Below are 14,582 nucleotides of genomic sequence, written 5' to 3'. Positions count from 1 at the left end.
GGCGAGGGTCACCGGGCGCAGGCCCGGTGACCCTCGCCGCGGTTTTCGGGTGTCAGACGCCTGCGCTCAACGCGACGGTCAGCGGCACGACGGTCAGGAAGCACACGCCGAGCGCGAACAGTCCGATGACCAGGCGCCGGTTCCAGCGGCCGCGGGCCCCGCTCGCTGCGGTGACGAACAGGACGAAGCCGATGCACACGGATCCGATCGTGAGCAGTACCGAAGTGTCGACCATGACCGACGATTCTGCCGGTCGCCGCGCGGACGCCGGACGCGGGCTCGTCAGCCGTCCCCCGTTCGTCCGACTCCCGCACTCCGGGTCGCCGAAAGTCGGACGGCAGGGGTAACGTTTCTTTACCGCTTGTGCATCTTTTCGACACGTCACAATGCGACCCTCACCAGGTCGCATTGTGACGTGCACGGAGTTGAAGGGGGTTCGCGCCATGGGCGTGCGGAAGTTTTCGGTGACTGCGGCGGTGACCGCGTCGGTCGCCGCCGGATTGCTGTCGGTCGGGTCGCCGGCGCAGGCGTCGCCGGGGGACTGCCCGAGCCTGTACGTGGTCGCCGTCCCCGGCACCTGGGAGACGAGCACCGCTCCCGACAAGCAGGTCGGGCCCGGCATGCTCGCGGACGTCACCAACCGCCTCGGGGGCAAGAACATCCGCTCGGACTACGTGACCTACGCGGCGACGGCCTTCCCGTGGGAGGGCGACGTGTACGGGGCCTCCCGGAAGCAGGCCACCGACAACGCCCGCGGCATGCTCGAGGCGATGCAGGCGCGGTGCGGCAACACCCGGTTCGGGATCATCGGCTACAGCCAGGGCGCGGACGCGGCCGGTGACCTCGCCAACGAGATCGGCACCGGGACAAGCTCGATCCGGCCCGAGAAGGTCGCGGCCGTCGGCCTGCTGTCGGACCCCAAGCGGTCCCCGGCGGACGTCCTGATCGGCCCGTGGGTGCCGGGCGGCGGAGCGGGTGGGGCGCGGCCCGGCGGATTCGGCTGGATCAGCGACCGGACGGTGACGTTCTGCGCGCCGGGCGACCTGTACTGCTCGACGGAGAACGACGACTTCGTCACCCGCATGGCGGGGTTCGCGGCGACGAACTCGGATCCGGGATCGTCGGATTCGTCGAACTACGTTCCCGAGGCCGGCGCGATCTGGAACGACCTCCTGGGGGCGGGCGGCATCCCGACCCTGCAGCAGCAGTTGTCCGAGACCGCGAACGACCAGCGCATCGACCAGCTCGCGCAGTTCTACGGGTCCGGGGCGCACCAGAACTACCAGGGCTACACCGTCGACGGCGCGGGCAACACCCCGACCCGTTGGCTTGCCGGCTGGCTGCGCGACAAGGCCTGACGCGTCACCGTTGCGGCACGTCGGCGCCCGTCAGCGGTGCCGCGGCAGCAGGTCGCGCACGTGCCCGGTCTCGTTGACCGACGCCGGGCGAGGTTTTCCGTTGCGGGAGAACAGGATCCGGGTAATCGACGTGTACTCGACCGGGAAGGTCAGCGGCCGGTCGAGGTCGAGCAGGTGCTGCAGGTAGATGTTGATGACGCCGCCGTGCGCGACGACGGCGACGGTGTCCTCGTGGTCGGAGGTCGCGACGATGCGGCTCATCGCCGCGCGCACGCGACCGCGGAACTCGTCCTCGTCGACGAACTCGGGCAGGTGACCGGCGAGGATCCGGGCGTACGCCTCCGGCGCCGCCGTCTTGGCCTCGTGGATCGGGATGTAGTGCGAGAGCCCCCGGTCGTACTCGGCGAGGTCCTCGTCCACGTCGATCGCGAGCCCGCGCGCCTCGGCGAGCGGTTGCGCCGTCTGCCGGGCCCGCAGCTGCGGGCTGCTGACGATGCGGGCCACCGGGTACGGCGCCAGCGCACCGGGCAACCGCGCGGCCTGGGCGTGGCCCTCGGCGGTCAGGGCCGGGTCGGCGGGGGCGTCGGCGGTGACGACGCGCTCGGGCAGCGCGTGACGAATCAGTAGCAGTTGCACCCTGCCACCGTCTCACGAGGGCCGGGCACCCGACGGCGGCGGTCCGGCGAACGCGGCTCACCGCGCGACCTCGACGTGCCCGCGGAGCCGGGGCGCCCTCGGTACGGTGAGGCGCGCGGGCCGCGTCGGGCGGTCGCCGGGAAGGGGAGAACCGATGCCGAACCTGAACGTGGTCGCCACCATCGTCGCGAAGCCCGGCTCCGAGGAGACGGTGCGTGCGGGGCTGTCGACGCTCGCGGCGGTCAGCCGGCAGGAGTCCGGCTGCGTCGCGTACGACCTCTACGAATCGTCCGCGGCGCCGGGCACCTTCGTCACCGTCGAGGAGTGGACGGACCAGGGGGCGTTGCAGGCGCACCTGGAGACGCCGCACCTGCAGGCCGCGCTTTCGTCGATCGGCGCGCATCTGGACGGTGCGCCGGCGATCCACCCGCTCACCCCGGTCGACGTGTAGGTCGGCGCCGCGGCCTCACCCGGGTGAGGTCGCTTCCCCCGGGGCCGCTTCGGCGCGGGCATCCGGACCGCTGCGCCCGAAGGCCGCGCACAGCGCGAGGTAGACGATCCAGCCGGTGACCGCGACCAGCTGCAGGCGCTGCGCGTAGCCGAGCAGCCACACCTCGTCGCCGCGGCCGTCCATGTCGATCGCGAACACCGTCCACGCGTTGCCGATCAGGTAGGTGACCACGACCGCGACGCCGACCCAGCGGAGCCAGTGCGGCCAGCGATACCGGTACGCGGCGATGATGAAGGCGAACACCGACACCCCGGCGGCGGTCGCGGCGCCGACGCTGGTGAGTGCGTGTGCGAGCCGGGCCTCGTCGAGCAGTCCCGCCTGTTCGCGGGCCGCGCACGCGGCGCTGGCGTGGGCGGAGCACTCGAGCGGCATCCGGGAGTCGAGGATGGTCGAGATCGCGAACACCGCCAGCCCGATCCAGCCGATGGTGGTCAGCAGCCGCCGGGGACGCAGCGTCAGCGCGAGGACGGCGGCGCCGGTGAGCAGGATGCCGGTGATCAGGTCGCCGGTCCGGAAGATCAGCCCGTACGGCTGGTCGAGCGCCGCCAGTTCGCTGACGTAGGCGCGGGACGGGTCCAGGCCGGTCGGCAGCACCAGTTCCAGCAGCCACGACGAGTAGATCACCGCCCCCAGCAGAATCGTCGCGATCACCGCCGTGCGGGTGCGTCGCTGCCCGTCCGTCCGGTCCGGGACGGGGGCGGTGGGCGTGGCGCTCACCTGAGCGGTTCGGTCGTTCACTACCTGTCGTCTTCTCTCACGTCGCAAGCGCCTCGGTCACTGGCGCGGTTTCGCCAGGGGGAAGGCCAGCGTCTCACGGATGCTGCCCCCGGTGATCAGCATGACGATGCGGTCCACACCCATGCCGAGGCCGCCGGTCGGCGGCATCGCGTGCTCGAGCGCCTGCAGGAAGTCCTCGTCGAGCTCCATCGCCTCCTCGTCGCCGCCGGCGGCGAGCAGCGACTGTTCGGTGAGCCGGGTCCGCTGATCGATCGGGTCGGTGAGTTCGCTGTAGGCGGTGCCCAGTTCGATGCCCCAGGCGACGAGGTCCCACTTCGCCGCGACCCCGGGGATGGTCGGGTGCGGGCGGGTCAGCGGCGACATCGACGTCGGAAAGTTGGTGTAGAAGGTCGGGAACTCCGTGTGGTCCTCGACGAGGTGCTCGTACATCTCCTGCGCGACCGCGCCGGTGTCCCACCCCGGCTGGTACGGGATCTCCCGCTCGTCGCACAGTCGCTGCAGTTCGGCCAGCGGTGTCTCGGGGCCGATCCGGGTGCCGAGCTTCTCCGACACCGCGTCGTGCATGGTCTTGACCGGCCATTCGCCGGAGATGTCGACCTCGACCATCTCGCCGTCCGGGCCGGGGCGCAGGATGACCTCGCGGCCGTGCGCCGCGACCGCGGCGGCCTGGATCAGCTCTCGGCACAACACCATCATCCCCTCGTAGTCGCTGTGTGCCTCGTAGGCCTCGAGGATCGTGAACTCGGGGTTGTGCTTGAAGTCGACGCCCTCGTTGCGGAACACCCGGCCGATCTCGAAGACCTTCTCCATCCCGGCGACGCACAGCCGCTTCAGGTACAGCTCCGGAGCGATCCGCAGGTACAGGTCCATGTGATAGGCGTTGATGTGGGTCAGGAACGGGGCCGCGTTGGCGCCGCCGTGCACCTGCTGCAGGATCGGCGTCTCGACCTCGAGGTACTGCCGCGCGGTCAGGGTGTCCCGCAACGACTTGACCACCGCGCTGCGCGCCACCAGCAGGTCCCGCGCGGCGGGGTTGATCGCCAGGTCCACGTACCGCTGTCGCACCCGGGTCTCCGGGTCGGACAGGCCCTTCCACTTGTCCGGGAGGGGGTGCAGGCACTTGCCGGTCATCCGCCAGTCGGCGGCGAGGAGGGACAGCTCGCCCTTGCGGCTGCGGCCGATCGTCCCGCTCACCTCGATCAGGTCGCCCAGGTCGAAGTCGGCGGTGAATTCGTCGAGCCGGTCGCCGACCGTGGTCCGGTCGAACAGCACCTGCAGGTCGCCCGACCAGTCCCGGACCAGGGCGAACGCGACACCACCGTAGGCGCGGATCCGCAACAACCGGCCGGCGATGCGCACCCGCGTCCCTTCGGGGCATTCCGCGGCCGCGGCGACGGTGTGGGTCGGCGGGTCGGCGACCGGGTAGGCGTCGACCCCCTCGGTGCCGAGCCGCGCCAGCTTGTCCATCCGCACCCGCACCTGCTCGGGGCGCCGTGGACCGGCCGCGGGCGCGGCGGGCGCGGCGACCGGGGTGACGCCGTTCGGGGCACTGCCGTCCTCGTGCAGCATCCCCGTCGCGGCCAGCGCCGCGGGCACCGCCTCCCGGACCCCGGTGTGCTTCGTGACGTTCCGGCGGCGCAGTCTCGGCAGGGTCAGGAAGCCCTCCGCGATCGCGGACGCGACACCCACCTTCGGCAACACCCGGCGGTCCCCGAAGCACAGGTACCGCGGCGCCCACTCGGGCTGGTACTTCACATTCGAGCGGTACAGGGCCTCGAGCTGGAACCAGCGGGACGCGAACACCAACACCGACCGCCACAGCCGCAGCACCGGGCCGGCGCCGATGCGGGCGCCCTCCTCGAACACCGACCGGAACACCGCGAAGTTCAGCGAGATGCGGTTGACGCCGAACCGATCGCCGCCGGTCGCCAACTCGGTGACCATCAGCTCCACGACCCCGTTGGGGGACTTCGGGTTTCGTCGCATCAGGTCGAGCGAGACGCCGGTGGCGCCCCACGGCACCAGGGACAGGATGCCGAACACCTCGCCGTCGGCGAGCGGCCGGCCGGCTCCGCCGTCGGTGTGCGGATCGACGGCTCCGGGGCCGAGCGCCTCGACGAGCAGGCAGTCGCCGTCCGCGGGGTCGCCGAGCCGGCCCAGGGCCATCGAGAAGCCCCGTTCGGTCTCGGTGTCCCGCCACGCCTCCGACAGGGCCATCACCCGCGCCATGTCGTCGACGGGGACGTCGCGGTGCCGGCGGATCCGCACCGTCACACCCTGTTTGCGGACCCGGTTGACGGCCTGCCGCACCGGACGCATCTCGCGGCCGGCCAGATCGAAGTCGCGGGTGTGCACGATCGCCTCGTCGCCGAGCTGCAGCACCGACAGCCCGGCCCGGGCGTAGGCGGTGGCGCCGGCTTCGCTCGCCCCCATGACCGCCGGGGTCCAGCCGTACGTGGTGGCGAGGTCGAGCCATGCGTCGATCGCGTGCGGCCAGGCCTCCTCGTCACCGATCGGGTCGCCGCTGGCCAGGCACACCCCGACTTCGACGCGGTACGTGACCGCCGCCTTCCCGGACGGGGCGAACACCACCGCCTTGTCGCGGCGGGTGGCGAAGTAGCCGAGGGAGTCGTCGGCCCCGGAGCGGGCCAGCAGCCCGCGCAGCGCGGACTCGTCGTGTCCGGTGAGGGCGTTGCTGGCGCGTTGCGACCGGAACAGCACGACGACCGCGGCGAGCAGTGCGAGCGCGCCGAACAGTCCGAGCAGCGTGTTCACGAATCCGTGCGGACGGCCGTCGAACTGTTCGTTGTCGATGGTGGCCAGCGCGGTCACCCGGTTGAACGCCCACAGCAGTCGCTGGCCCTCGGGGAGGGTGCCGGGAAACAGCTCCACCAGGGCCCACCCGAGCAGGGTGCCGATCGCGAGACCGGCGACCAGGACCCCGAGCGCCTTCCACCCGGCGCCGCGGCGGACCCGGGTGTAGAACTGTGGCCGGGCCGCGATCAGGATCCCGAGCACCACCAGGTGGACGACCATCGCGATCGCGTCGTTGACGTTGCGGTTGGCCACCATCAGGATCAGGTCGGCCAGCGTCAGCAGCGCCAGGTAGACCGTCAGCAGCCACCACGCGATCCGTTTGCGCGCCGCCAGGGCCGCGGCGAGCAGCGCGAGGACGAACGCCCACGAGAAGCTGGTGTCGGGGGCGTCGAAGTAGTAGTTGTCGATGTACAGCCGCACCGGCCGGATCAGGAACCGCAGCACCGGCGACACGCTCCACAGGAACACCGCGACCGCGTAGATCCCGAGGACCAGGCCGGCGATGTGGGGTACCTGCGCCAGTCGGGAGCTGCGTGGTCGGGGGAGCGCACGCGACGCGACCGACGGACGGGCTGGAGTGTCACTCGCGGTGATCGGCGGCATGCCTCCAGTGTGAACGGTCCGGTGGCGGGGTGCGGAATGATGGGCCTCATGCCCGCCCCCGAAGACGTCCCGATCCGCGACGAATCCATCCGCCTCGGTCAGTTCCTCAAACTCGCCAACCTGATCGAGTCCGGCGCCGAGGCCAAAGGCGTCATCGCCGACGGACTCGTCTCCGTCAACGGCGAGGTCGAGGTCCGCCGCGGCCGGCAACTCCGCGAGGGCGACGTCGTCGAGATCGGCGGCATGAGCGCCCGCGTCGCGCACTGACCCCGGCGGCGACGCCGCTCCGGCCCCGGACCCGCACGCCGTCGTCGCGGACCCGGGGTCGGCAGCGTTGGACTCGCGGGTCGGTCGTGTCCGATTCGCGGCCGGATTCGGTGAACCGCTCCTCGCCGTGCCCGGCTGTTTCCGTCGGCGGCCGGCGCGATGGCTCGTCGCCGCCGCGATGACGAATCAAGGTTCGCTGTCGTGGAATTCGCGAACCGTCGGGCCCTGCGGGGCTGTGGGCGTACCGGCCGGGGGGAGGACCGTCAGGTCGTGAACTCGGCGGTGCCGGGTCGTCGACTGCTGGGGCAGTGTCGATTTCGCCCGCGCGGCGTTGCGGGCGACCTCGGCGTCGGATCCCCGCGGATCGGCGATTTCCTGGAGCGCAACCGTGCCCAGCACTGTTGTACACCGTCTTCCGGTGCCACACTGGGATGAGCCGGTCACGTCGGTTCGAAGGGCGGTGCGGCCATGAGGCGGGCACATCGGCAGACGCTGCGGATCCTGTGCGCAACGATCGTCATCGTGTTGCTGCACTTGGCTTTCGGTGGTGGCGTGGCCGGGGCCGCTCCGGGAGTGCGGACGCAGGGCGGCCCGGTGTCGGCGGTCGCGAACGTCTCCACCCACCAGTTCGTGGTCAGCGTCGGCGGTCAGGTGGTGCGGACGATGCCGGCGTCGATGGGCAAACCCGGCCACGAGACCCCGCTCGGCACCTTCCAGGTGCTCGAGAAGTTCCGCGACATGATCATGGACTCGTCCACCTACGGGGTGCCGATCGACGCGCCGGAGGGGTACCGCCTGAACGTCGAGTACGCGGTCCGCATCACGTGGAGCGGCATCTTCGTGCACGCCGCGCCGTGGTCGGTCGACTCGCAGGGTGTCGAGAACGTCAGCCACGGCTGCATCAACCTCAACACCGAGAACGCGCGCTGGTTCTACGAGAACGTGCGGGTCGGCGACACGGTCACGATCGTCGGCTGACCGCGTCGAGTGTGCGGTCGCCGATTCGTCGGCTGACCGCACACCCGGGGCAGGGTCAGTCCTCCGCGCGGACCACGACGCCGTCGTGGTCGCTGTAGACCATCTCGCCGGGGTTGAACGTGACGCCACCGAAGGTGACCGGCACGTTCTTCTCACCCGACCCGGTCTGGGTGCTCTTGCGCGGGTTGGTGCCCAGGGCCTTGATGCCGATCTCGAGGGTGCGCAGGATCGCCGAGTCGCGGACCGCGCCGTTGACGATCACCCCCGCCCAGCCGTTCGCGACGCCCTTGCCGCCGATGATGTCGCCGACGAGGGCGGTGTGCACGCTGGCGTCCCCGTCGACGACGAGCACGCCGCCGTTGCCGGGCTCACCGAGCGTCTGCTTGACGAGCAGGTTGTCCTGGAAGCACTTGATGGTCGTGATGCGCCCGGAAAACACAGGGTGCCCGCCGAACTGGATGAACTGCGTGTCGCAGCTGCGGATGTCGGGGCCGATCTCGTCGGCCAGATCGGCGGTCGCTACCTGCTCGGTCATGTGGAGGGTCCCTTCGTCGGCGAACATCGACAGCCTAGTTCGTGGTTACTGGCCGGTACTACGGCCGTGACGGGCCTCGTAATCCGCGCGAGTGGCCGCGGCACGCTTCTGCGCGCGTTCGCCGAGCAGTTCGGGGTCCAGTCCGTGGCTCTGCAGGCGGTGCCTGCGGTAGATGTTCATCAGCGCGATCGCGAAGTACAGCACCGGCAGCAGCAGCAGGGCCATCATCGCGAGCGGAATCCAGCGCTCACCCGGGATCAGGAAGTAGAACGCCACGAACAGCGGGATCAGCGGCACGGTGAACCGGATGACGTAGCGCACCGACGAGCCCGGGCCGACGAGGTCGTTCCGCACCCAGTCCTGCATCGAGTCGGGCAGGGTTCGGCCGAACAGGTAGCCGAGGTACTGCACGAAGTTGGGTTTGCGCTGGTCGGACATGTCATCAAGCGTAAGTCCGCGCGGCGGGCGCGCCGCACGGGGGTTCGCGCACGGATCGGGACACGCCGATGTGATCGATGTCACAGCACGGGTGGCGGATCCGATTTCCGGGAGGTCCACGGGTTGCCCCGACCCCCGTTCGCCGCGAGATAGCGGACCGACCGGATGGTATGCGCGGCGGTGGGGGTTGTCCGCGACCGGTGGCCGTCTCTATCATCGCCGATGCGCTCCGACAGGGAGTTTGTCCGCGGTCCGCGATGTCGGGCCGGGACGCAGCAGGGGGGCAGGAGTCACGGCGTGTCACGCCGTCCCGGGGGGAATCGACTCGAGCGACGACCGGTGTCGCCGCATGTGCACGGCACCCGTGTGTCGTGCTGCCCGCACCTGCCCGCACGCCGACGGCGCAGCCGCGCGATCGGTGCACGAATCAGGCTCGAATCGAAGGGGGATCGACATGAGCAGGGAATTGTCGAGGGGGAGGCGCCGCCGCGTGCAGCGGGTCGCCGTTGTGGGTGCACTGCCCCTGGCCGTCGCGATCGTGTGCTCCGGGGTCGCCACCGCGGCTCCCGCCGAGCAGGGTGGCGTCGGGGTCGAGGAGGCGCCGCGGGACCAGCCGGGTGTGCCCGCCGAGGAGGCGGCACCCGCGCCCGCGCCGGGACCCGCTCCGGTGGCGGAACCCGCCGTGGCCGAGCCGAAGGAGTACTGGGTCGCCCCGCCGGTCGAGTACGACAACGTGCCCACCCGGCCCGCGCCGACCTACTACTACGAGGACGCGCCGAGCGCGCCGGTGACCGTGCAGCAGCTGCACCTGCCGACCCCGGTCGAGCCGGTGGCTCCGATCGAGGCACCGCCGGAGCGCCTCCGGCTCGGCGATTACGTTGCGGCGAAGCCGAACTGGCTGTCCGGCGAGGACCTCGACAAGACGAACAACACCGCCGCGGTGTTCGAGGCGCAGGTCGACACGTTCTGGAAGTCGATCGGTGTGGAGACCTCCCGCGCCGACCGGATCGGTGCCGCCACCGTCGGTGGCGCGGCGCTCGGCGGCCTCGGAACGGCTGCGGCGCTTGGTGTCCCGGCCGCGGTGGCCGGTGGTCTGGTCGGCGGCGTGAGCGGATTCGGCATCGGGCTCGCGATGGCTCCCGAGGCCGGCGCGCTGCTTCCCGTCGTGGGATGGGTGGCGCCCCCGGTCCTGAACGCGGCGGGAGGCGCCGCGGTCGGCGCGGCGGTCGCCGGCATCCCCGTCGCGCTGGTGGCCGGCACGACCGGCGCGATCGTCGGCGCCGCCACGGGCATGGCGTTCGGTGCCGGCGACACCCTCGCCGAGCCGATCGAGGTCGAGATCCCGGATGCCCCGACCGTCGACGCGGCCGCGATCACCGACGCGACCCGGGACACGGTGGCCCGGGTGGAGTCGCTGCCCGGTGGCCCGGGTGCGGTCGAGGCGGTCCGTCAGGCGGACCGACAGGTGCCGCTGCAGGTCGCGGACGCGGCCGCGCAGGTCCGGGACACGGTCACCGCGCAGCCCGGCGGCCGGGACCTGGTGCAGCGGGTGGAGGCCGCCGGCGCCGCAACCGCGACGACGTTCGCCCCGGTCGCCGGGCCGGTCGGCGAGGTCCTCGACGCGGTCCGGGCCGGTCTCGTCCAGGGATAGGGCATGTCTCGCGATCCCCTGGTCGGCGCCGCCGGCGTGCGAACACCGGCGAGCGCCGTCGGATGGGATCGGGATGCCGCCCCGGTCGCCCGATCGACGTCCGACCCGCAGGGACGTGAGCCGGACCGGTCGGCAGGGCCCGTGACGGCTCTGGAGGAGGGCGACAACGCGGTGGCGCACCAACGGTCCGCCCGGTCGCCCGAGGTGGCCGAACCCGCCTGGCTGAGCGCACCCGCGGCCCCGACGCCCAGGCCGAGGCCGGATCGCGGGGACGTCCGGGCCGACGTGCGGGAGTCCCGACCACGTCGGCCGTCGTGGTTCGGGCGGCACCGCGGCGCACTGCTCGCGACGGCTGCGTTCGCGGCCCTCGTCGCCGCGGTCACGACGGCCGGGCTGCTGCTCAACCCGCGGACCGCCCCGGACACCGGTCACGTTGCGGCAGTGTATGTTCCGGACACCCGGTGGTGCGCGAGGCTCGGGTCGGGTGAGCCGGCGTCGGTGGACGCCGACGACCCCGGTGCCGCGGCGATCGCCGGGTTCGAATGGGGGTACTACGTGTTGCGCGACGGGGCCCGGGCCCGCGACCACGTCGCGCCCGACGCGCGGGTGGGGTCGGCGGAGCGGCTCGACCGGGAGGGAATCGACACACTTCCGGTCGGCACCACGCACTGCGTGCTGACGAAGAAGGTCACGGACGGGCTGTACGTGGTGGACGTGTGGGAGCGCAGGCCCGACGGCAGCACCGAGCACTATCCGCAGACCATCCGGACCGCGGCGACCCCGGACGGCGCCCTGATCACGTCGATCACGGTGCGGGAGTGACTCACCGCGTCCGGCGGTGGCGGCGGGTGGTCGCGAACCCGGTCGCGGCGCGCAGCAGACCGGGTGCGCGTCGTGCCGCACCGATCACCGCGCGGTCGATCGCCTTGAGGTTCAGCGGTTCCCGAGTCAGGGTGGCCGGCTCGTCGTGGTCGGCGAGCGCATACAGCGGCCAGCGGCCGGGGACTCCCCGGAGGGTGTGGGTGCCGCGGTCGCGGAACGCGAGCCCGGAGCCGGCGACGAGGTCGCGCGCCGTCCGGGACACCAGCACCTCGCCGGGACCGGCAGCGGCGCAGATCCGCGCGCCGATGTGCACCGTCATTCCGGTCAGGTCCGAGCCGGTGCGCTGCACCTGCCCCGAGTGCACGCCGGCCCGGACGACGAGGTCGAGATCGGTTGCGTCGTCGCAGACCAGGCGTGCGCACCGGAGCGCCGCAACGGGTCCGTCGAAGACGCTGAACGTACCGTCGCCGGCCACCCCGAGGAGCCGGCCGCCGGACTGTTCCACCCTCAGTCGCACCTGCCGTTCGTGTGCGGCCCGGACGTCCCGGTAGGCGACGTCGCCCAGCCGGGCCAGGGTTTCGGTCGACCCGACCACGTCGGTGAACAGGACCGACGCCAGGTAGCGGTCGGCTTCGACCCCGAACGTGTGCCCGGTGACGGCCCGCTCGACCTGATCCATGATCGGTGTCCATGCCTCGCCGAGCGACGCCCCCGGCTCCGCGCGCGCGATCGTCTGGAGGAGCGCATCGGGGACGGTCTCGGCGACCCAGCCCGCCACCTCCTCCGGCAGGAGCGCGCCCGCATTCCAGAGCACCAGCGTCGGGCACTGGATGGACGGCAGGACGGACGAATAGTCCAGTCGAAGAAGCCATTCCAGATGTGCTCGCGCTGTTGCCGGGGTGGCCGAGCAGCGCTCGAGCATCGCCATCAGGCGACGGTTGAACGGCGAGTCCTCCGTCGCGTCCCACACGCTCAGCAGGGCGCCGGACCCCCAGTCGTCGAACACGCGCCGCAACCCTCCGACATACCGATCCCGGCTGGCGGTGGTCCACCCGTGTGACAGCGCGCCGTCCGCGCGGATCACCCTCTCGGCGAACGGTTGCTGCAGCACGAGCCCGGCCACCCGGTCGGGAGATCGGGCCGCCAGCAACGCGGCCGCACCGCACGTGCTGGAGATGCCGACCACGGTGGCCCGCCGCATCCCGGTCGCGTCCATCACCGCGAGGATGTCGTCGGCCTGTTGCTCGAGGGTCGGGATGTGGTCGACCGGGTCGGACAGCCCGAAACCGCGACGCTGGAACAGCGCGTTGCGGGCGAACGAACCCATCCGTTCGAACAGGTAGTGGAGGTGCGGGTCGGTCCACATCAGGTCCAGGTGCAGGCCGATCTCGAAGTACCAGATCACGTCGTGGTCGCCGTCGCCCACCACCTGGTAGGCCAGCGCGTGGCCGTCGCGCTGGACGTACCGGGTGACCGGCGGGTCCATGGGCTAACGATAGCCGCCGGGTCCCGCCGTGCCCACGGGTGACGTCGTTTGCCCACGTCGACAATGGTCAGCGTGTTAGCTTCGCGAACAATCTCTTTCGGAATCGAGGACGTGAGTGACCGCCAACATCGCCGACCTGTTCGAAGCCGTCGCGGACGCCGTTCCGGACCGCGTCCCGCTGATCTTCGAGGACCGGCGCCTCACCTACGCCGAACTCGACCGCCGAGCCAACCGGCTCGCCCACCATCTGCTCGCGGTCGGTGTCGGACCCGGCAGCCACGTCGGCGTGCACCTGCGCAACTGCGTCGAGTACGTCGAGGCGTTGCTCGCCTGCATGAAGATCCGCGCCGTGCCGATCAACGTGAACTACCGCTACACCGGCGCCGAACTGGAGTACCTGTACAACAATTCGGAGATCGTGGCAATGGTCGTCGAGGACGAGTACGTCCCGGTGGTGGCTGCGACCCTGCCGCGGACACCCGGGATCCGGCACGTCCTCGTCGTCGGGGACGCGGCCACCGCGGGCACGCTCGCCGGCGTGGACGTCGCCGAGTACGAGGCGGCGCTGGCGACGCAGCCCGAGGCCCGCGGCTTCGGTGCGCGCAGTGTCGACGACCACTTCGTCATCTACACCGGCGGCACCACCGGGATGCCGAAGGGCGTGGTGTGGCGGCACGAGGACTTCTACTACGCCGCGCTGTCGGGGGCGAACCTGTCCGGCCCGCCGCGGACGAGTGTCGAGGACGTCGTCGCGGCCGCGGTCGCCAACACCGAGCCCGTTGTGCTGCTGCTGATTCCGCCGCTGATGCACGGCGCAGCGATCTACTCGCTGCTGACCGCGTTCCTGATGGGGGCGCCGCGGGTGTTGATGCGCAGCTTCGACCCGGTCGAGTGCCTGCGGTTGATCGACGAGCACCGCGTCACCGGTGTCACGGTCGTCGGCGACGCCATCGCCCGCCCGATCGCCGACGCGATCGTCGATCGCGGTGAGGAGTTCGACCTGAGTTCGTTGAAGCTGATCGGGTCCGGCGGTGCGCTCTTCTCGCCGAAGCTCAAAGAGCAACTGCGCGAACTGCTTCCGGGTCTGGTCGTCAAGGATGCGTTCGGTGCGTCGGAGACCGGCAACGACGGCGTCGTGGAGTTCGGCGCGGACGGCACCAAACGGATCCGGTCGAACCCGAACATGATGCTCGTCGACGACCGGGGCCGGGCGTTGCCCGAGGAGTCGGGGGAGGTCGGGTTCCTCGCCCGCCGCGGCCACGTCCCCGTGGGGTATTGGGGTGACGTTGAGAAGACGGCGGCGACGTTCCCCGTTGTCGACGGCGTGCGCCTCGCGGTGCTCGGCGACCTCGGCCGGCGGGAGCCGGACGGGACGATCGTGCTGCTCGGCCGGGGGTCGACCTGCATCAACTCCGGCGGCGAGAAGGTGTTCCCGGAGGAGGTCGAGCAGGCGCTCAAGACGCACCCGGCGGTGCTCGACGCGCTCGTCGCCGGCGCCCCCGACGACCGCTTCGGCGAGCGGGTCGCCGCGGTCGTGCAGCTGCGCGCCGGGCACGACGCCGACCCCGACGACCTCGCCGAACACTGCCGCGCGCACGTCGCCGGCTACAAGATCCCGCGTTCGGTGGTCGTCGTCCCGGAGATCCGTCGCTCGCCGTCCGGCAAGGCGGACTACCGGTGGGCGAAGGAGGTCGTGCTCGGCGCGACCGTGTGAGCGGACCCGAGAGCGCGGACGGCCCCGG

13 protein-coding genes and 1 pseudogene are annotated in these 14,582 nt (G+C 71.5%); 7 read left to right on the top strand and 7 right to left on the bottom strand.

The features are described from left to right. Positions 1-52: 52 nt before the first annotated feature. Complete coding sequence (locus ABD951_RS19470) at positions 53-235, bottom strand: hypothetical protein (RefSeq protein WP_345348738.1); 183 nt, start codon at positions 233-235, stop codon at positions 53-55. 208 nt (positions 236-443) lie between these two features. On the opposite strand from ABD951_RS19470, the gene ABD951_RS19465 reads away from it, so the two are divergent. Continuing rightward, positions 444-1,358, top strand: coding sequence for a cutinase family protein (locus ABD951_RS19465; RefSeq protein ID WP_345348735.1), 915 nt, complete (start codon positions 444-446; stop codon positions 1,356-1,358). Between the two features lie 30 nt (positions 1,359-1,388). Here ABD951_RS19465 and ABD951_RS19460 read toward each other — a convergent pair whose 3' ends face one another. Beyond that, positions 1,389-1,994 (bottom strand): histidine phosphatase family protein, encoded by a 606-nt coding sequence (locus ABD951_RS19460; RefSeq protein WP_345348732.1) that lies wholly within the window; start codon positions 1,992-1,994, stop codon positions 1,389-1,391. 154 nt (positions 1,995-2,148) lie between these two features. Here ABD951_RS19460 and ABD951_RS19455 point away from each other — a divergent pair, with 154 nt between their 5' ends. Then, the gene (locus tag ABD951_RS19455; protein ID WP_345348729.1) at positions 2,149-2,445 is read left to right on the top strand and encodes a putative quinol monooxygenase; all 297 of its coding nucleotides are present in this window, start codon (positions 2,149-2,151) and stop codon (positions 2,443-2,445) included. 15 nt (positions 2,446-2,460) lie between these two features. On the opposite strand, the gene ABD951_RS19450 is transcribed toward ABD951_RS19455, so the two are convergent. Both ABD951_RS19450 and lysX read right to left on the bottom strand, forming a co-directional pair. After that, positions 2,461-3,222 (bottom strand): DUF998 domain-containing protein, encoded by a 762-nt coding sequence (locus ABD951_RS19450; protein WP_345348726.1) that lies wholly within the window; start codon positions 3,220-3,222, stop codon positions 2,461-2,463. 57 nt (positions 3,223-3,279) lie between these two features. After that, positions 3,280-6,663: a bifunctional lysylphosphatidylglycerol synthetase/lysine--tRNA ligase LysX gene (lysX, locus tag ABD951_RS19445; RefSeq protein WP_425569892.1), complete on the bottom strand. Its 3,384-nt coding sequence runs from the start codon at positions 6,661-6,663 to the stop codon at positions 3,280-3,282. A gap of 48 nt (positions 6,664-6,711) precedes the next feature. Between lysX and ABD951_RS19440 the strand changes: the two genes are divergently transcribed. After that, positions 6,712-6,930 carry an RNA-binding S4 domain-containing protein gene (locus tag ABD951_RS19440; RefSeq protein WP_345348723.1) on the top strand — a complete coding sequence of 73 codons (219 nt, stop codon included), beginning with the start codon at positions 6,712-6,714 and terminating at the stop codon, positions 6,928-6,930. A gap of 564 nt (positions 6,931-7,494) precedes the next feature. Continuing rightward, positions 7,495-7,908 (top strand): annotated as a pseudogene (locus ABD951_RS19435) (L,D-transpeptidase); the annotation flags it as partial. A 55-nt stretch (positions 7,909-7,963) separates the two neighbouring features. Here ABD951_RS19435 and rraA read toward each other — a convergent pair. Together rraA and ABD951_RS19425 are read right to left on the bottom strand one after the other, a co-directional pair. Further along, positions 7,964-8,443, bottom strand: coding sequence for a ribonuclease E activity regulator RraA (rraA, locus tag ABD951_RS19430; RefSeq protein ID WP_345348720.1), 480 nt, complete (start codon positions 8,441-8,443; stop codon positions 7,964-7,966). Positions 8,444-8,488: 45 nt separating this feature from the next. After that, positions 8,489-8,881: a DUF5313 family protein gene (locus ABD951_RS19425; protein WP_345348717.1), complete on the bottom strand. Its 393-nt coding sequence runs from the start codon at positions 8,879-8,881 to the stop codon at positions 8,489-8,491. A 508-nt stretch (positions 8,882-9,389) separates the two neighbouring features. On the opposite strand from ABD951_RS19425, the gene ABD951_RS19420 reads away from it, so the two are divergent. Then, entirely contained in the window at positions 9,390-10,532 is a 1,143-nt protein-coding gene (locus ABD951_RS19420) for an insoluble domain protein (protein ID WP_345348714.1), read from the top strand. A 3-nt stretch (positions 10,533-10,535) separates the two neighbouring features. Next, positions 10,536-11,354 carry a DUF8176 domain-containing protein gene (locus ABD951_RS19415; RefSeq protein WP_345348711.1) on the top strand — a complete coding sequence of 273 codons (819 nt, stop codon included), beginning with the start codon at positions 10,536-10,538 and terminating at the stop codon, positions 11,352-11,354. A gap of 1 nt (position 11,355) precedes the next feature. On the opposite strand, the gene ABD951_RS19410 is transcribed toward ABD951_RS19415, so the two are convergent. Then, positions 11,356-12,840 (bottom strand): adenylate/guanylate cyclase domain-containing protein, encoded by a 1,485-nt coding sequence (locus ABD951_RS19410; RefSeq protein WP_345348708.1) that lies wholly within the window; start codon positions 12,838-12,840, stop codon positions 11,356-11,358. A 115-nt stretch (positions 12,841-12,955) separates the two neighbouring features. Here ABD951_RS19410 and ABD951_RS19405 point away from each other — a divergent pair, with 115 nt between their 5' ends. Next, entirely contained in the window at positions 12,956-14,554 is a 1,599-nt protein-coding gene (locus ABD951_RS19405) for an acyl-CoA synthetase (protein WP_345348705.1), read from the top strand. Positions 14,555-14,582: the final 28 nt, after the last annotated feature.

This window comes from Rhodococcus olei (assembly GCF_039540555.1).
In the GTDB taxonomy this organism is placed as follows: Bacteria; Actinomycetota; Actinomycetes; order Mycobacteriales; family Mycobacteriaceae; genus Rhodococcus_G; species Rhodococcus_G olei.
The sequence above is the reverse complement of the archived record's forward strand: the minus strand, read 5'-3'. Positions and strand labels throughout refer to the sequence as shown.